15 protein-coding genes are annotated in these 18931 nt (G+C 45.4%); 11 read left to right on the plus strand and 4 right to left on the minus strand.

Going from position 1 to position 18931, the window contains the following annotated elements; translation table 11 throughout:
* Positions 1-300: 300 nt before the first annotated feature.
* The 4 genes from dnaA (at position 301) to gyrB (ending at position 6692) form a co-directional block, all read left to right on the plus strand.
* On the plus strand, positions 301-1923 hold the full coding sequence (dnaA, locus tag OCU49_RS00005) for a chromosomal replication initiator protein DnaA (RefSeq protein WP_261842975.1): 1623 nt from the start codon (positions 301-303) through the stop codon (positions 1921-1923).
* Between the two features lie 66 nt (positions 1924-1989).
* Complete coding sequence (gene dnaN / locus OCU49_RS00010; protein WP_261842976.1) at positions 1990-3093, plus strand: DNA polymerase III subunit beta; 1104 nt, start codon at positions 1990-1992, stop codon at positions 3091-3093.
* An 81-nt stretch (positions 3094-3174) separates the two neighbouring features.
* Positions 3175-4278 (plus strand): DNA replication/repair protein RecF, encoded by a 1104-nt coding sequence (recF, locus tag OCU49_RS00015; protein ID WP_261842977.1) that lies wholly within the window; start codon positions 3175-3177, stop codon positions 4276-4278.
* Positions 4275-6692, plus strand: a complete 2418-nt coding sequence (gene gyrB / locus OCU49_RS00020) for a DNA topoisomerase (ATP-hydrolyzing) subunit B (RefSeq protein WP_261842978.1) — start codon at positions 4275-4277, stop codon at positions 6690-6692. The genes recF and gyrB overlap by 4 nt, the downstream gene beginning before the upstream one ends.
* 258 nt (positions 6693-6950) lie before the next feature.
* On the opposite strand, the gene OCU49_RS00025 is transcribed toward gyrB, so the two are convergent.
* Positions 6951-8000 (minus strand): MBL fold metallo-hydrolase, encoded by a 1050-nt coding sequence (locus OCU49_RS00025; protein ID WP_261842979.1) that lies wholly within the window; start codon positions 7998-8000, stop codon positions 6951-6953.
* A gap of 90 nt (positions 8001-8090) precedes the next feature.
* The gene (locus tag OCU49_RS00030) at positions 8091-8843 is read right to left on the minus strand and encodes an SDR family oxidoreductase (protein ID WP_261842980.1); all 753 of its coding nucleotides are present in this window, start codon (positions 8841-8843) and stop codon (positions 8091-8093) included.
* 102 nt (positions 8844-8945) lie between these two features.
* Here OCU49_RS00030 and OCU49_RS00035 point away from each other — a divergent pair, with 102 nt between their 5' ends.
* The 7 genes from OCU49_RS00035 to OCU49_RS00065 all read left to right on the plus strand — a co-directional run bounded on the left by OCU49_RS00035 (position 8946) and on the right by OCU49_RS00065 (position 16808).
* Positions 8946-9875, plus strand: coding sequence for an AraC family transcriptional regulator (locus OCU49_RS00035; protein ID WP_261842981.1), 930 nt, complete (start codon positions 8946-8948; stop codon positions 9873-9875).
* Positions 9876-10270: 395 nt separating this feature from the next.
* Positions 10271-10930: a TenA family protein gene (locus OCU49_RS00040; RefSeq protein WP_261842982.1), complete on the plus strand. Its 660-nt coding sequence runs from the start codon at positions 10271-10273 to the stop codon at positions 10928-10930.
* A gap of 449 nt (positions 10931-11379) precedes the next feature.
* Entirely contained in the window at positions 11380-12093 is a 714-nt protein-coding gene (locus OCU49_RS00045) for a substrate-binding periplasmic protein (RefSeq protein ID WP_261842983.1), read from the plus strand.
* A gap of 362 nt (positions 12094-12455) precedes the next feature.
* A complete protein-coding gene (locus OCU49_RS00050) occupies positions 12456-13085 on the plus strand; it encodes a 2OG-Fe dioxygenase family protein (RefSeq protein ID WP_261842984.1) in 630 nt (209 codons plus the stop codon).
* A gap of 12 nt (positions 13086-13097) precedes the next feature.
* Positions 13098-14366: a cysteine desulfurase-like protein gene (locus OCU49_RS00055; protein ID WP_261842985.1), complete on the plus strand. Its 1269-nt coding sequence runs from the start codon at positions 13098-13100 to the stop codon at positions 14364-14366.
* 79 nt (positions 14367-14445) lie between these two features.
* Positions 14446-14919 carry an Lrp/AsnC family transcriptional regulator gene (locus OCU49_RS00060; protein ID WP_261842986.1) on the plus strand — a complete coding sequence of 158 codons (474 nt, stop codon included), beginning with the start codon at positions 14446-14448 and terminating at the stop codon, positions 14917-14919.
* Positions 14920-15230: 311 nt separating this feature from the next.
* Positions 15231-16808 (plus strand): cation:proton antiporter domain-containing protein, encoded by a 1578-nt coding sequence (locus OCU49_RS00065; protein WP_261842987.1) that lies wholly within the window; start codon positions 15231-15233, stop codon positions 16806-16808.
* 288 nt (positions 16809-17096) lie between these two features.
* Here OCU49_RS00065 and OCU49_RS00070 read toward each other — a convergent pair whose 3' ends face one another.
* Together OCU49_RS00070 and OCU49_RS00075 are read right to left on the minus strand one after the other, a co-directional pair.
* Positions 17097-17486 carry a helix-turn-helix domain-containing protein gene (locus OCU49_RS00070; protein ID WP_261842988.1) on the minus strand — a complete coding sequence of 130 codons (390 nt, stop codon included), beginning with the start codon at positions 17484-17486 and terminating at the stop codon, positions 17097-17099.
* Between the two features lie 132 nt (positions 17487-17618).
* A complete protein-coding gene (locus tag OCU49_RS00075) occupies positions 17619-18926 on the minus strand; it encodes a 2-oxo acid dehydrogenase subunit E2 (RefSeq protein WP_261842989.1) in 1308 nt (435 codons plus the stop codon).
* Between the last annotated feature and the right edge of the window lie 5 nt (positions 18927-18931).

Below are 18931 nucleotides of genomic sequence, written 5' to 3' on the forward strand. Positions count from 1 at the left end.
TATTATTTCTGTTCATAAGTTAAAAATATATTTATTAATCAATTGCTTGGTGTGTTCGTAAGTCTGAATATTAACTGTTCCTAAGCTATGTATAGTCTGGTTTTTGTAATTCTTGTTCGAAAAACAGCCGATTTTGGGGACTTTAATTGCTTGAAAATCGTGCTGTAAAAAGAATTAGTAACAGCTCTATCTAACTGTGGATAAGCCCGTTCAGAACAGGTATTATCGGCTGATTATTTATAGTCGCGATATAAGAAATATCTGTGTCGCATAGGCCGCTTCGCCGTGCAAGGTTGATATATGTCCGTTGAGTTATGGGAACAATGCTTACAGAGTTTGCAGCAGGAGTTCCCCGCACAACAATACAATACTTGGATTCGTCCGTTAAAAGCTTCACCTGAAACAACTGGTGATCTGGTTCTTTTAGCGCCGAACCGTTTTGTAAAGGACTGGGTTAATGATAAGTATCTGGGACGTATTCGTGAAATCGTCAATGCGGTTTCCGGTGACATCAGCGGCAAAGTAAGTATTGATATTGCAGCTCGCGGTGCCGTTGGTTTCCGTCAGCGTCCGGCGGCACCTCAGGTGCAGCGCCCGGTAAGATCAACACCGGCGCCGATGGCCCAGTTTGCTGAATCGGTTGCGCCTATCGCTCCGAGTCGCCCGACTCCTCCACCACGGCAACCGGTTGCAGCACTGCCACCAGAGAATGCGCCGACTCAATTAGCAATCGATGTTGAAAATAACGGTTTTGGTGTTGTTGAGCCTCAGAGTACTTTTGTCGAAGCGACGCCGTTTACCAATGCGCCAAGTGTTGAAGAAATTGTTGCTTCTGCGCCTCTCACACCCGTACCTATGGCTAAAAACAACCGGGTTGTGGAAGTCGAAGGCGGCTTGCGTCATCGTTCTAATCTCAACCAGGCATTTACCTTTAATTCGTTTGTTCAGGGTAAATCTAACCAGTTAGCGCTGGCAGCGGCGCAACAGGTTGCAGATAACCCGGGTGGTTCATATAACCCACTGTTTATATATGGTGGTGTTGGTTTAGGTAAAACCCACCTTATGCATGCTGTTGGCATGGAAATGCTGAAACGTAATCCGAATGCCAAGATTGTGTATCTGCATTCAGAGCGTTTTGTTGCCGACATGGTTAAAGCATTGCAGTTGAATGCGATTAATGACTTTAAACGTTATTACCGTTCCGTAGATGCATTACTGATTGACGATATTCAGTTCTTCGCCGGTAAAGAGCGTTCACAGGAAGAGTTTTTTCATACCTTCAATGCGCTGTTAGAAGGCGGTCAGCAGATGATTCTGACCAGCGACCGTTATCCGAAAGAAATTAACGGCGTAGAAGAACGACTGAAATCCCGCTTCGGTTGGGGTTTAACAGTTGCGATTGAGCCACCGGAACTTGAAACCCGGGTGGCTATTTTGATGAAGAAGGCTGAAGAAGCGCAGGTTCGCCTGCCTGATGATGCTGCTTTCTTCCTGGCACAAAAAATTCGTTCTAATGTGCGCGAGCTGGAAGGTGCCCTGAAACGGGTAATTGCCAACGCGCACTTTACCGGCAACGCCATAACCACGCCGTTTATCAAAGAATCCCTTAAAGACTTGCTGGCATTGCAGGACAAACAGGTTAGTATAGATAACATCCAACGCGTGGTTGCCGAGTATTATAAGATTAAGGTGTCTGACCTGCTGTCCAAGCGTCGCAGCCGCTCAGTCGCAAGACCCCGCCAGATGGCTATGAGTCTGTCTAAAGAATTGACCAATCACAGCCTGCCTGAGATTGGAGATGCTTTCGGCGGACGAGACCACACAACCATTTTGCATGGTTGCCGGAAGGTGGCAGAATTGCGCGAGAGTGATACGGATATAAGAGAGGATTATCAGAACCTGTTACGTCATTTAACGGCGTAGTTTGCAGATTGCGACCTTTGCTCACTACAACGTGCAAGGTCTCTGATTAATTAAGGGTAGGAAAACATGAAGTTTGTTATTTCTAGAGAAGCGCTAATCAAGCCGTTGCAATTGGTTGCTGGTGTGGTTGAGCGTCGTCAGACGTTGCCAGTGCTTTCGAACATTCTACTGGTCGCCGAAGGCAATCAGCTTTCTATGACAGGTACTGACCTGGAAGTGGAGCTGGTTGGCCGGGTTGAACTGGAAGAGCCTGCTGAAGCGGGTTCTGTAACAGTTCCGGCCCGTAAGCTGATGGATATCTGTAAGTCGTTACCAGACAGTGCCATCATCGAGTTGACACTTACGGGTCAGAAAATGGTGATTAAGGCCGGTCGCAGTCGCTTTACACTGTCTACCTTGCCCGCTGCTGAATTCCCGAATGTGGAAGATAGCCCGGAAGCATTTGAACTGACTGTTTCGCAAAGCCAGGTTCGCCATCTGATTGATCAGACAGGCTTCTCTATGGCTCAGCAGGACGTCCGTTACTACCTGAACGGTATGTTGCTGGAAGTTAGCGACAATACGTTACGTGCTGTATCTACCGACGGTCACCGTCTGGCTACCAGTGTGACTGACGTTGAAACTAACAACACAACACCGCATCAGTTCATCGTGCCGCGTAAAGGTATTTTGGAACTGGCGCGTTTGTTACAGGGCGGCGATGAAGAAGTGCGTCTGGTTGTTGGTGCTAATCATATCCGTGCACATGCCGGTGATTTCACCTTCACCTCTAAGTTAGTTGACGGTAAATTCCCTGATTATCAGCGTGTTATCCCACAGGGTGGCGATAAGTTCATGTTGGGTACTCGTCAGGAACTGCGCCAGGTTTTCAGCCGTATTGCGATTCTGTCGAATGAAAAATACCGCGGTGTACGTTTATCTCTGACCAGCGGCTACCTGCAGGTTATGGCAAATAACCCAGAGCAGGAAGAAGCAGAAGAAACAGTTGCAGTGGATTACGACGGTGACAGCCTGGAAATTGGCTTCAACGTTAACTACCTGCTGGACGTGTTGTCGATCGTGAACTCTGAAGTTGTGCGGTTCACCTTATCTGATTCTAACAGCAGTGCGCTGGTAGAAGGCCTGGACGACGGCGGTTCTCTGTTTGTTGTTATGCCAATGCGTATGTAATACCTGTTGGCCACTGCAGCAATGGTTGCGGTGGCCGCTATATCTTCTTTATATGTTTGAGATCACCAGCCCCCCGCGCCTATGCCCTTAACCACTCTCAAGGTGCAGCAGGTACGCAACCTCGCTGACGTTAGATTTACCCCTTCACCGCATATCAATATTGTTTATGGCGCCAATGGCAGTGGCAAAAGCAGCCTGTTGGAAGCGATTCATATTCTTGGCCTGACCCGCTCGTTCAGAACCAATAAGTTGCGGCATCTGATTAGCAGTGGTGCCGAACAGTGTCTGGTATTTGCTGAGCTGGATGCAATGGCAACTGGTACGACACAGGCACTAGGCGTTGAACGGAACCTGGAAGGTGTTAGCCGGATGCGTTATGCCGGCGCTGATATTGATTTAACTACTCTGGCAGAGCTACTGCCTATTCAGGTGATTAACTCTGAAACCTTCCAGATTTTGGAAGGCAGTCCGTCAATTCGACGGGCATTTATTGATTGGGGCGTGTTTCATACAGATCCAATGTTTATTCGCCTGTGGAGAGGCTTTAAAAGAGTCTTAAAACAGCGTAATTCTTTGCTGAAATATGGTAAAATCGATCCTTCAATGCGCCAGATATGGGACCGTGAATTAGTCACCTATTCTGTGCAGCTGAACAGCCTGAGGGAAGACTATCTGGCATTGCTAAAACCTGAGTTTGATCAGGTGCTTGCAGGCCTGTTACCGAACCTTGAAATAGAGCTTGGTTTCAGTTGTGGCTGGGATCAGAAGCGCGGTCTGGATGAAGTTCTGGCAGACAATTTAGTGCGTGACCGGAAACAGGGTTTTACCAGTGCCGGGCCGCAGCGGGCTGATCTTAGGGTTAAGGCCGACGGGCATAATGCTGCAGAGCGGCTTTCCCGGGGTCAGAAGAAGATTGTTGTCAGCGCGTTAAAGCTGGCGCAAGGCGCATTATTTTATAAGCTTAACAGCCGTGCCTGTGTGTATTTGATTGATGATTTACCCTCAGAGTTGGACGATCATCACTGCCGGTTGTTTTGTCAGTATTTAGAGAAAAGCAGTAATCAGTGTTTTATCACCTGCGTGGATAAAACAACATTGAGCGAGTTTTGGTCTCAGGAGACTCAGGTGAGTTTTCATGAGATACATCAGGGTGAGTTTATCACCCAGGATCAGGAGATTTTATGAGCGAGCAGGAATACGATTCTTCCAGTATCAAGGTTCTTAAGGGCCTTGATGCGGTTCGTAAGCGCCCGGGTATGTATATTGGCGATACTGACGATGGCAGCGGTTTGCACCACATGGTATTTGAGATCGTCGATAACTCCATTGACGAAGCCCTGGCCGGTTATTGTAGTGAAGTTAGGGTAGTTATCCATGCTGACGAAAGTGTCAGTGTGTCGGATAACGGCCGTGGTATCCCTACTGATATCCATGAAGAAGAAGGTGTGTCTGCTGCAGAAGTTATCATGACGGTGTTACATGCCGGTGGTAAGTTCGATGATAACTCCTATAAAGTATCCGGTGGTCTTCACGGTGTAGGTGTTTCTGTTGTAAATGCCCTCTCCTCAAAGCTGAAGCTGACCATTCGCCGTAATGGTGAAGTCCATGAGCAAACGTATCGCCATGGTGAGCCTGATGAGCCGCTCAAGGTTGTTGGTCAGACTGAAACTTCTGGTACTTTATGCCGTTTCTGGCCATCAGAAGATACGTTTAAGAACATCGAGTTTAAATTCGATTTACTGGCTAAACGTTTGCGTGAACTTTCCTTCCTGAATTCCGGTGTTGCGATTCGTCTGATTGATGAGCGTAGCGGTGCTGAAGAACTGTTTGCCTATGAAGGTGGCCTGGGGTCTTTTGTTGAGTTCCTGAACAACAACAAATCACCTATCAATAAAATGTTTCATTTCAATACTACGCATGAAAATGGAGTAGGTGTTGAAGTGGCAATGCAGTGGAATGATAGCTTCCAGGAAAGTATTCACTGCTTTACTAACAACATTCCACAGCGTGATGGTGGTGCTCACCTGTCTGGTTTCCGGACCGCACTGACCCGTGGTTTGAATACTTATATTGAAAGTGAAAAGCTCAATAAAACCGGTAAAACCAGCACGACAGGTGATGATTGCCGTGAAGGTCTGACTGCGATTATTTCAGTTAAAGTACCTGATCCTAAGTTTTCGTCTCAGACCAAAGATAAGCTGGTTTCTTCGGAAGTAAAAACGGCTGTTGAGCAGGCAATGTATGAATTGCTGAATGACTTCCTACAGGAAAACCCACAGGATGCCAAAGCAGTTGTTACTAAGATGATTGATGCGGCCCGGGCCCGTGAAGCGGCGCGTAAAGCCCGTGAAATGACCCGCCGTAAAGGCGCGCTGGATATTGCAGGCTTGCCAGGTAAACTGGCGGATTGTCAGGAAAAAGATCCGGCCCTTTCTGAAATTTACCTGGTGGAGGGTGACTCAGCTGGCGGATCAGCCAAGCAGGGTCGTAACCGTCGAACTCAGGCTATCCTGCCGCTTAAAGGTAAGATACTTAACGTTGAAAAAGCCCGCTTCGATAAGATGCTGTCATCTGCTGAAGTGGGTACCCTGATTACCGCGTTAGGTACAGGCATCGGCCGGGAAGAATTTAACCCTGATAAACTGCGTTATCATCAGATCATCATCATGACCGATGCCGACGTGGATGGCTCGCACATCCGTACTCTGCTACTGACGTTCTTCTTCCGTCAAATGCCGGAAATCATCGAGCGCGGACATGTGTATATTGCACAGCCACCCTTGTATAAGATTAAAAAAGGTAAGCAGGAACAATACCTTAAAGACGATGATGCGTTAGATAATTATTTGCTTCAAGGCGCGCTGGACGGTGCTTCTATGCACGTGAATACTGATGCACCGGGTATTTCAGGCCCGGGACTGGAAGATGTCGTAACCCAGTATCGCAAAGTTGACCGTATGATTGCCCGCCTGTCACGGATTTATCCTGAGCCTATTCTGCGTCAGATGGTGTATACCAAGCGCCTTAACGAAGCAGATATGCGTGATGATCAGAAAGTATCCGAATGGATAGATTTGGTTTGTGACGGCCTTGGCGATTCGCTTGATGGCGGTGATGTTTACACCAGTGGCGCTCACGAAGACAAGGAACATGAAGGCGTATTCCTGCCGGAAGTAAACGTTCTGCAGCACGGTGTTAACAACAAGTACCTGTTCGATCAGACCTTCTTTGAATCAAAAGACTACGCATCGCTGACCGCTTTGGGTGAGACTTTAAATGGCCTGCTGGAAGAAACTGCTTACTTCAAGCGTGGTGAACGTACGCTGGAAACCACAGACTTCTCTCAGGGCCTTAACTGGCTGATGGATCTGTCTAAACGTGGCCACAGCATCCAACGCTATAAGGGTTTAGGTGAGATGAACCCTGATCAGCTGTGGGAAACCACAATGGATCCGGATGTTCGCCGTATGCTGCAGGTAACAATCGATGATGCGATTGGTGCGGATCAGCTATTTACTACCCTGATGGGTGATGAAGTAGAACCGCGTCGTAACTTCATCGAAACCAATGCGCTGAATGTCTCTAATCTTGATTTCTGATGCTCTGTGTCGAATCTCATATAGCGTGAAACAGTGAAGCCAGGAAATACGGGGCCGTTTCATCCTATGTGAGATTTGGATACTCTGAGATTCAAATAAGTAAATGTCTAAAAAAGCAGCCTATTGGCTGCTTTTTTGTTATCGGTATTGTCAATTACAGTGGGTGACAGTTGTGTTTACTTACCAATCGATAATATTTTAATTCCTGACTGAATATATCTAGGTAGTAAGGGGGTAGCCTGTGCGCTGCTCTCCCGGTTATTGCTTAATCATACTGAGTGAATTATCAGAAAATTGATAAGGTATGCCTATCTCAAGTGCGATGAATCCGGATGATTTTATTCCTGCATCAGCTTTGGCTTTTTCGAGCCGTTTAACAGGTTCGTTAAATGGTTCTGCGCTCAGCTGGAAGGTTCCGTAATGCATTGCAACAGAGACCTCAGCTTGAAGCTCAGTATGAGCCTGAACCGCTTCTTCGGGATTCATATGTACAGATTTAAAAAATTTTCTTGGTGCGTATGCCCCAATCGGTAAAAAAGCGATATCAATTGGCCCGAAATGCTCAAAAGTTCTTTGATAGTGATCGGAATAGCCACTGTCGCCACCAAAATAGATTTTCTGATCATTGATTTCCAGCATATAGCTACCCCACAAGGTAGTATTTCGGTCAAATAATGAACGGCCGGAAAAATGCTGAACGTCTAGAAACCATATCTTAAAGTTTTCCTCAACCTGTGATGAATGCCACCAGTCTAACTCCGTAATTTTAGTAGAACCTTTTAGTCGCTTACCCACACCTAAGCCCGCATAAATTTTAGGATCATCCCTGTGTATTAATTTCTTAATAGAATTTAAATCCAAATGGTCATAGTGATCGTGGCTGATAATGACCATATCGATCGGAGGTAAGTCATCGAGCGCTATTCCGGGTGTGTGAATCCGTTTCGGACCTATAAATGATAAAGGGCTGGTACGCGCTGAAAAAACCGGGTCTGTTAATATGTTGAAACCTGCGGACTGAATCAGAAAGGTGGCGTGATTTATAAAAGTAATTCTTGTTTCATTTTCTGAGGTTCTGCTGAGAGGTGATTTATCTTCAGCAACTTTTAGCTCTTCGGGCCACTCAGCCCTTCCTGTCTCAGATGTAAGGTTCCCCCAGACAACTTCCCAGAAAGAATGCATTTTCACGGTATGAACGTTTTCAAATATACCATTCTTCATGTTTTTTGATTGGTAGGGCGCATTCATACTATTGGAACCACAGGCAATAATTAAAAAAGATAAGAAAATAATGCTGATTTGCTTCATAGATATATCGAATTAGTAAATTGAGAAACACTGCGAAGTGTTGCACTTAATGTAGGTAAGGGTTTGTGAAAGAGAGACCGACATTATGTTTCACTGACTTAAAGCAATGGCATCCGGGCCTGCGGGTAAGCGTACCGGGCAGCTATGGCTGGATACCGCATACCATATAGCATTAACAACATCTTCGGGCTTAGTGAGTTCCTGTTGAGACATTTCCTGTTGAAACTCGCCGGTTACCTGTTTCAGGAGTGCGTTGTACTCACTTGTAGGCCCTTCTGCTTTTGAAATTTCATCCCGTGCGCTTTGACCAAAGCTGGTTGAAGGGGAAAGGCCAGGAATGATAAGCACAGTACGAATACCTAATGGTTCCAGCTCCAGTGCCAGACATTCGGTATATGTATTTACCGCCGCTTTACTGGCTGTATAGGCAGACATAAAAGTGAGTGGTTTTAATGTTGTGCTTGACGATAGATTTATGATCGTACCGGATTTTCTTTTCCGCATTTGTGGTAACACTTCACGGATCATATTAAATGTGCCGAAGGAATTGGTATTAAATAGTTTTTCAACGGTTTCATTTGGCGTATTTTCAAACGGCGCCATATACCCTATACCGGCATTGTTTATCAGTACATCTATTTCACCAGCGTCTTTTACTGCACATCTGATACTGTTTTGATCAGTTACATCTAAGGGTAAAATCCGCAGGCGGTTAGATTCCGGGAATAGTGAGTAATCGGGCTTACGCATCGTTGCTATAACAAACCATCCCTGTTTGAGGAAGAAGTGTGCAGTTTCCAGTCCAAAACCGGAAGAACAGCCCGTTATCATTACAGTGTTCATGATGATGTAACCTGTGAATAGTATGAATATTAAACAAAGATAGAGATGTAGTAGCAAACTTTCTATAATGAAAAGTCCTTATTGTTTTATCAGGAGTCCGGTTTGGCTGATCCGCTGTCTGATATTATTTCTTTACTGCGTCCTGGGATTCTTGAAGCAAAGTATCTGGAGGCATCTGAAGCATTTTCAGTATGTCGTGATGATTTGAAAGGACCGTTTTATTGCATGCTTATAGAGGGTAATGCGTGCCTGGAAGTCAGAGGTTCAGAACCTGTAGAACTCCAGTCCGGCGACTTTTTTCTGATACCAAATGTGACGTCTTTCACATATTCCAGCCTTGTTCCTTCTCATCAGCCGAACGTTCAGGCTATTCCCGTTCTGCATGAGGATGGTGTTCACCGTATCGGAGCAAAGGGCGTGAAGGTTCACCTGAGACAGTTAATGGGGTATTGCCAGTTTGCCAGCTCTGACGCTCATATACTGTTGTCCCTGCTTCCGGAACTGATTGTTGTACGCGATTCGAAACGGCTCGAAATGTTGGCCAAAATGGTCAGAGAGGAAATAAGCACGATTCTTCCCGCCAGGGATACAGTCATTGATCATCTGCTGCAGCTACTTCTGATTGAGGCGTTCAGGTTTCATGCTGAAATAGACAGTAATGAAGGGCTGTTTAAAGGTCTGGCCGATTCCCGAATTCGTATTGCGTTACATGCAATGCATGATAAGCCGGAATATCCCTGGTCAATTAAAGGTCTGGCGTCCGAAGCAGGCATGTCCCGATCAGTTTTCTTTAAGCAATTTCGAAACTTGCTGGGTGTGACACCGATGATGTATCTGCTCAACTGGAGAATGACATTGGCGAAGCATTTCCTGAATCGTGGTGAGGAAAGCGTGTCGGAAATTGCCTATAAACTTGGATACGGGTCAGCCAGTGCATTCAGTACGGCTTTTACACGTTATGTCGGGCATGCGCCTTCTCGTTACAGAGAACTTATGGGTTTTAATCATATGGATGAACACTTAGCTAAGTAATGTTGGTTTTCCTCTATTCAATCGTATTGAACCATTACCTTCGTTCGACTCTGGTGAGTGATTTTTAAGCATCTCAGAATATGTGAGAAAAGCTGCGAACGGTTTCACTACTTATGAGATTTTTCTGTGTATAGACATCTCACATAGGCTGAAATAGCCTCATGTTTCCTGGCTTCACAGCTTCACGTTATATGAGATTCGACAGAATCTTTAATTAAGTTTATGCATAAAAAAGCAGGCTAAGGTCTGCTTTTTTTATGGCAAATAACAGCTAATAGTCTTGCCTTGTAACAGAAGCAGACACACTTCAAAGCGTTTTTTGTTACAGTTCTTATTCGTTGAAATGCACCCTTTTGTGTCATTTAGCGCTTCTAATCTAGGATAGGGATCCTTTAATGAGACCGACTGAACAACTCTGTGGCAGTTGCCAGGATGACTGGACCGCTGCTACCAACCACCCTTTCTGCCAGGAGCTGGCTCAGGGGATATTACCTTTAAGTAAGATGAAGTGGTATTTGGCACAGGATTATCAGTTTATAGAATCCTTTGTACGCCTGTTGGCGACTGCAATTGCCCATGCACCCCGGTTAGAGGATAGCATTCCGGCTGCGCAGTTTTTGGCACTGGTTACCGGGCCTGAAAATACCTATTTTCAGCGCTCTTTTGCAGCCTTGAATATGAGCCCTGAAGAGCAATCATCCCCGGCTGCACCTGAGACAGTAGCGTTTCTGCAGTTGATGGACAGTGCTCGTGATTCGGGCCGTTATGAGCAAATGTTGGCAGTCCTTGTGGCTGCGGAATGGACTTACCTTTCCTGGGCTGAGCGCTATATTGATTATCCCCAAGATTTACCATTTTGGTTTGCTGAGTGGATCGATCTGCATTCTGGACCAGGTTTTAGTGGGGTGGTGGAATATTTACGGCATCAACTGGATAAGGCATGGATAGATCTCACAGTAGATCAACAGGAGGCGGCTACAGCGAGATTCAAGACTGCGATGCGCTTGGAACGAGCATTTTTTGATGCTGCCTATCGGGTTTCTGTTGCGGTATAAGTGATCTGAAATAGTCGTTAGTGGTCGTGTTAATGCAATGGTGTAGCTTAACAAAAAGCGTTATTTTTTATAGATATTTTGTTTTTTATTCACTTTCCTCGCTATGAGTACTTTGTAGAGTGCTTTTGATTGAAAGGAATGGATATAGTAAATATTTGTTAGAGGATAATGCTGGCGATGACTCTCTTGTTTGAGATCATGAATCCTTTAATTTTTTGCTGGAAGTTAAGACATGAGTTGTTTGAAATTTCTATTCAGGAATAGTGTGTTTACTCTTATAAAAGTTTAGATCAGGGAATCCTGACAGCTGTTCCATCAATGTCGTACGATTAAAATTTGAGAGCTATTTTTCATGATATAAGTTTAATAGCTGCTTCTGTAGGTATCTTATTGTTGCAGGGAGGTACCTGAGATGCTTATGAGTTTGTGTTGTCAGAGGCTGTAAACAGATGAAAATATTGAAACTCGCTGTTCTTTTTATCTTTTGTTTTCCTGGCATTTTATTTGCCCATAGCGTGATGGAGTTTACGACGATTGAGAAATCGTCCTATGCAGCTATTAGCGAGCGGGTGCTGAGAGAGGCGTATGAGCGCTTAGGAATTGATATGCGTGTGATTAGCCGGCCTGCACAGAGAGCGATCCATGATGCGAATCTGGGGACGGTGGATGGCGAGTTATACCGGATAAAAGACGTACATCTGAAGTATAAAAATCTGATTATGGTGCCTGTGCCTGTCGGCATCATGGAAGGTGTGGGAATTACTACACAAAGTGATTTATCTATGTCTGGCTGGGACGATTTGTCTTCTCAGCGTGTCTGTATACGTAACGGGGTCAAGTTTGCTGAAAAAGGCGTTGGCGATCTGAAAGTCAGTGTTGTTAATTCTAATAGTCAGCTATTTAGCATGCTGGGTAAACACAGATGTAATGTGATTGTCATTGCTCATCTCACCAGTATTCCACTGACACTGGACTTTGCTAAGCGTAATAAGACTTCTCTTTATCAGAGCGTTTTGCAGGTTTACCCGCTTTATCATTATCTTCATAAGAAAAATGCCAGCTTAGTGCCACGGCTCACGGCAGTCTTGCAGGAAATGGAAACCGAAGGGCGAATCGCTGCAATACGTGATGCCTATATTGCTGAGATATCTGCGCGGAATTAAATTGCCCGTGAATTGGAATGAATTTCCTGTTTATAACTTCATTCTGTTTATCAGTCTGGTCTGACTGAGCATCTACAACCCTCCCACCCCTCTTCCTATCGTGTATTTGATAATCGATCAGTTGTTATTGAAATAGCCAGCCAGGCATGTAATTCAGATTAAAGATCGAACAGCATAATTTATTTGTTTAATTGTTATTTAATGAATAATTAATCTACATATTGCGTTAATCTCTGCATATAAAGCGAAATCTATTCCGACCTTCCCCGTTAATATATTGCTTATCAATTAGCTGATCACAGCGGTTACCAAATAGGCCGCTCACTGGTTAGCTCCAGTGTTATTAACAGAGGTATTGCAACATGATCCAGTCTGATGAGTTTTTACTGGAATTAGGTCAGCTGACTGAACAGAGTGTTATGTGTTTGGCGCCCTCTTTTAAAGCTTTACCGCCAAGCGACTATCTTGATGGCGCATATCGCCTGAGACGCTTTTCTCATTTCAGAATTCAGCAGGGGGTTCTTACCCGCTTACCTACAAAGGCTTTTGTTCAAAGCGGTGACATAAATACATTTCAGGGCAGCGTTGAACGTATTTATCCGGAAATAGAAGACGATGTCACCGAAACAGCAGCATTCCAAAATATGCTGATGGGTTTTAAAGCAAAAGCCGGTGTCAGTGATGACCAGTCTATTGAAGTGCACCAGATGCGCATTATTGCGAATAACGATGCCCTCACAGAAGCTGCTCCAGAGGGTGTACATCAGGATGGTTTTAAAAGCCTGGCGGTAGTTGTTATCGAAAGAAGCAATATTAAGGGCGGTGAAATACAGGTGCATACTGCTAAAGACAGTGCACCTTTCATCAGTCACACCTTTGATAATGGTGAGTTCGTGGTGCTCAATGACCAGCGTTTCTGGCACAGCGCGACAGGTTTAGAGGCCACTCAGGATGAAGATGCCTATATGGACGCTTTTGTGCTCACAGCCTGAAGGAGAATAATTATGACTCAGTTAATGGTTGAGAAAGTACGTAAGCAGTTTCCGGCTTTACAGCAGGAAGTTAATGGTCTGGTTCCGGTTTTCTTCGATGGACCTGGTGGTGCTCAGGTCAGCCAGTCAGTTCTTGAGGCAATGACAGGCTATTTAGGCCGCTACAATGCCAATCTTGGTGGTGCGTATTTCTCCAGTCATAAAACCAGTGAGTTAATGGCTGATGCACGTCAGGCCGGGGCTGATTTTTATAACGCCGGAAGTAGTGATGAAATTATATTCGGCGCGAATGCAACAACGCTGACGTTTGCATTCAGCCGTGCCATTGCCCGTGACTGGCAGGTCGGTGACGAAATTATTGTGACGGCACTGGATCACTACTCCAATGTATCGCCCTGGGTACTGGCTGCTGAAGAGAAAGGCGTCATTGTGCATCAGGTTCAGGTGAATGAAACGGATTGCACGCTTGATTACGAACATCTGACTGCCCTGCTAAGTTCGAAAACTCGTCTTGTGGCCTGTACTTATGCGTCGAACACAACCGGTTCTATCGTCGACATGCATAAGCTGATTGAGCAGGTAAAAGGCCATAGTCAGGCACTTACCTATATAGATGCGGTTCACTACGCACCGCACCAACTGATTGATGTACAGGCGCTGGATTGTGATTTCTTGGTGACTTCAGCCTATAAATATTTTGGCCCGCATCTGGGTGTGTTGTATGGCAAGGCACAAGTACTGGAAAAATTACGGCCATATAAAGTTGCGCCGGCAAAGGACGTGAATCCTAACCGCTGGGAAACTGGTACGCAGAATTATGAAGCGCTGGCAGGATTTATTGCTGCTGTTGAATATCTGGCTTCACTTGCAGATAACCAAAGTTTAAGCCGGCGTAAGCGACTGATAGAGAGCTATCGAAAAATTGCCGATCATGAACTTCAGTTAAGTCGTAGCTTTTTGAAAAGGCTTGCTGAATATCCTCAGATCAGAATATTTGGTATTGAGGATGTAGCTACCGAGGATGTGAGGACTCCTACGTTTGCGTTTCGGATTAATCATGTTGAACCGCGCAGGGTGTCAGAATTTTTTGGTGAGCATCATGTGTGTATCTGGGACGGTAATTTTTATGCTCAGGGCTTATATGAACAGCTTGGCCTGACCGATATTGGCGGTGTTATCCGGGTTGGATGCATGCACTACAATACTCCGGCTGAAATTGAGAAGTTCTTTAATCTGCTGGATCAATTCTTAGCGCAGCAAGTGAAAATCAGCATCTGCTAGGTTTGTCATAGTCGCTTATTCTGTATTCAAAGCATAAAATATTTATTATTTTATCTAAAAGCAGAATAAGTATTCTTCTATGACAATGAATTTGGATAGTACAGACCGAAAAATCCTTAAGCTACTGCAGCAGGATGCCAACCTATCTGCGTCTGAGCTGGCAGAGCGTGTCAGCTTGTCACAATCTCCCTGCTGGCGGCGTATTAACCGGCTCCAGGAAGAAGGCTATATAAAACATCGTGTTGCCCTTCTGGACAGGCAAAAGCTGGGGTTAAGCTTAGTTGTGTTCGTGAACATTAAGCTTTCAGCTCATGGCTGGAATATGTTGAATGAGTTTGAAGCCTCTATTGTCAGTTTTCCGGAAGTTCTGGAATGCTGGACTATCTCCGGTGGTATGGATTATACCCTGCGGGTAGTGACTCAGGATATCTCAACTTATGAGCAGTTCCTGCGTAGCCGTTTGCTACAGCTACCTCATATTCAGGAAGCGCAAAGCAATATTGCTATGACTGAAGTGAAAAATACAACGCAGCTTCCTTTAGACGATATTTGAAGCTTTCGTTCCTGATATCTGGCTAATAGTTGTGTTAAAGACAGTATTGTTGATTTTAAGTCGCTGATAATTGCTGAAATGTCTGTGCTTTTTCAGTCAGAAGTAATCTTTGTACCCAGTTCACGTAAATAGTTAACCGAAAGCAGCCTACAGGCTGCTTTTTTATTGTTTAATAATATTTAAATGCGATGATTGCTGCTCGGTATGAATACCCCTGAGATAGTAGGGGTTTTTCAGTCCGAATACCGCTACGGCGGTTGGTGGTTCACTCACAATTACTCAATAAGTTAACAAACCTACAGCGGAATAGAATGGATTTTATCTGGATCTTATTTGCATTTATGTGTGGCCTGGGAATGAAGTTAATTTCTCTGCCGCCTTTAATCGGTTATCTGCTGGCGGGGTTTGTGCTTCACTTTGCAGGAGTAACTCCGGACGATACGCTTTATACACTGGCGGATCTTGGTATTACTCTAATGCTGTTTACTATTGGCCTTAAGCTGGAAGTAAGAAGCCTGCTTAAAGCTGAGGTGTGGGCAGGTGCGTTGTCTCATATGGGCATCTGGATTCTGTTGTTCTTCGGGGTGGCGTTAGGTCTTGGGGCTATGGCCCTGCCCTTCTTTTCGGATCTGACCTGGCAGAGCGCCGCATTGATCGCCTTCTTACTGAGCTTTAGCAGTACGGTTTGTGTCGTCAAACTGTTGGAAGAAAGCGGTGAAATGAAAACCCGGCATGGCAAACTGGCCATTGGTGTACTGGTCATGCAGGACCTGGTAGCTGTGCTGTTTATGGCGGTTGCTACAGGTAAAGAGCCTTCTATTTGGGCGTTTGGGCTTATAGGGCTGGTATTTTTACGGCCGCTGTTCGATTTGCTTCTGAGTAAATCAGGCCATGGTGAGTTATTGCCTTTAGCTGGCTTTTTTCTTGCGTTAGGTGGCTACGAACTGTTTGAGCTGGTGGGTATAAAAGGCGATCTGGGCGCGTTGATGTTAGGTGCCCTGTTGAGTGGTAGTCCTAAAGCGACAGAACTCTCGAAAAACTTACTGAATTTCAAAGATTTATTCTTAATAGGCTTCTTTCTGTCGATCGGTTTTACCGCTTTGCCGGATTGGCCCATGTTTTTCACGGCAGTGCTGCTGGCGCTGTTGTTACCGCTGAAATTTTTCTTATTTTTCAGCCTGTTTACTCGCCTAAAATTGCGAGGACGTACGGCATATCTGAGTGCACTGACACTGACTAATGTCAGTGAGTTTGGTTTAATCGTCGCGGCGCTGGCGGTGGATACTGGCTGGATTACAGAGCAATGGCTGGTCATTATTTCTCTGGCGGTTTCCATCTCCTTTGTGTTTACCAGCACGGCTTATAAGCGGGCTCACGAAATTTATGGCCATAATAAGGACATGATCAAGCGGTTTGAAAAGCCTGCCCGCCTGAAAGAAGACGTTATGGAGCAGCCAGAAAAAGCAGAAATTCTGGTGATTGGTCTGGGGCGTGTTGGACTAGGTGCCTATCATGCCCTGCACAGTATGGCGGGTGACCGGGTATGGGGCATAGATGCCGATCGTTCCCGGGTGAAAAAGATGCGCAGTGAGGGTATGAATATTTGTCACGGTGACGGCGAAGATGCTGATTTTTGGGAGCAGTTAAATTTGTCTAAAGTGAAGCTTGTACTACTGGCGTTACCCTCAATTGAAGATAGCCGCAATATCGTACTACAGGTGAATAAATCCGGCTTTGAAGGCAAAGTTGCTGCGATTGCCCGCTATCAGGATGAGCATCAGCAATTAATCGATGTTGGCATTGATAAGGTATTTAACTTCTTTACTGAAGCCGGTTTTGGTTTTGCTGAAGAAAGTATGCTGATGATTCAGGAACGGCCTGAGGTTTAAATCTTAGACCTGATACTGTTTTATAGTCTGCTAAAAACAGATGAGACGCCTTCAACGTCAGTAAGGCGTTATCAGGATAATTACTGCGGGCCTTGATCAGGAACAAGCGCGTCCATTGGGAAAAGAAGCTTTACTCTGCCAAGTGGAGTTTGCTTGTTCACTGCTTACGACTGTGAAATCTGACTGAAACTCAATCTATATGCCATCATCGATGGCCATACTGCTGCTTTTACACAATGTCGCATGTTGCTGAGCATGCAGATCTGAGTTTCCAGCCAAACATAGGGCTTAGTCGTTGTTAAAGCTTTGATAGGTTTCCAGACGGCGGCCAAGCTCTTCCAGCTCATCAGCAATGGTTAGAGTCTGTGCGTGTAATCGAGAGATGTTCTCATGGATCCGTGACAGTTCAGTGGTATCGCCTGTCAGGTTACTTGGCTCTTCGCCCTGACCGACTAAAAGCCAGGTAGGTGCAACGTTGAGTATGCCGGCGAGCATCGCCAGACGGCTGGAACGTGGTTCTGAACGGTCAGATTCCCAGGCTTTCAGTGTGGTGGTATTTACACCTAAGCGACGGGCAAGTTGTGAGCGGGTAATATTTTGTGATTCCCTGGCACGCACTAAGCGTCCTCCCAGAGTGGCAGACATAGATTCATGATTTGATTCTTCGATAAAAGCCACTTGATAGTTCCTTATGTAATTAACGAGCAACAATCATACGGGCATAGTTGATGAATAACTATAGTACGTATGGACTTGCGGTTTTTAGACAGACACTCTGAGCTTAGAGCTACTTCATTACCGTTGTAATATTTATAACAGCAGTTGTTTGATATCCCTCAATTTATTGCTGATATAGGCCATAAACCGACCTGCTTCTGCACCATTAATTACCCGATGATCGAAGGATAAACTTAAAGGTAGCAGTAAGCCTGGCTGGAAGGCTTCACCATCCCAGACGGGTTTTATGGTGGCTTTTCCGACACCAAGAATAGCTACTTCCGGGCCGTTAATAATAGGTGTGAAACCACTTCCCCCATTGCTCCCCAGGCTAGAAATGGTAAAGCATCCACCCTGCATGTCGGCAATTTTAAGCTGCTTGTTTCTGGCTTTATTAGCCAGTGCATTGATCGTACTGGCCAACTGGCTGACAGATTGCTGGTTGGCGTTTCTGATCACAGGTACGACTAAGCCTGCAGGGGTATCTACCGCGACCCCAATGTTTGTGTATTGCTTATAAATAAGCTGTGTTCCGTCCGGATGTAGCGAACTATTGAATCGGGGGAATTTTACTAATGCCCTGGCGATTGTGAGCACAATAAAAGGCAATATACTGGGTGTTTTTTCCAGTCCGTATGCTTCAGGCTGAATGGTTTTTCGGAAGGCTTCAAGATCGCTGATATTTGTTTCATCAAATAATGTGACATGCGGAATATTAAGCCAGCAACGGGTCATATGTGCGGAGGTTGCTTTAGCGATTGAAGATAAACTTTGGGTGTCAGTATCACCAAATCGGCTAAAATCCTCCTTTGGCAGTGGCGGAATTGCAGCGGACGATATCACCGGCTGGGACGCTTTGATCAGTTGTTGTTTAACGTATGCATGAATATTTTCTTTGAGGATTCGCCCACCAGGTCCAGTACCGTTAACCTGCGTCAGATTCACTGAAAACTCACGCGCCAGTTTGCGTACGGCCGGGCCTGCATAGTAGCTGCCCTGCTGTTTAATAACTGAGTTACTTATGGCCGGTGTAACGCTGACTGGGCTTTGCGGAGCAGGCATTTGGTTTGCAGATAGCACCGCTGGTGATGATTTTGCTGTTTTTTCAGTCAGTACGGTCTCTACTTGTGTATCAGTATTGATAGGCTCATGAACAGGAGTTTCCTGAGCCGTTATTTTAACCTGCGCAAGTGGGTGATCTTTGCTGACGCGATCGCCGATCTGAACCAGCCATTCGGTGACTAATCCCGAGATTGACGCAGGAATTTCAACTGAAGCTTTGTCCGACTCTATGACCAGCATAGGATCACCGGCTGTAATTTCATCGCCCAGTTCAATGCAATACTCAACTACGTCGCCAGCACCGTCTACATCTGGCATTAATACGATTTCCGTTGTCATACAGT

This window comes from Aliamphritea ceti, from assembly GCF_024347215.1.
GTDB classification, from domain to species: Bacteria; Pseudomonadota; Gammaproteobacteria; order Pseudomonadales; family Balneatricaceae; genus Amphritea; species Amphritea ceti.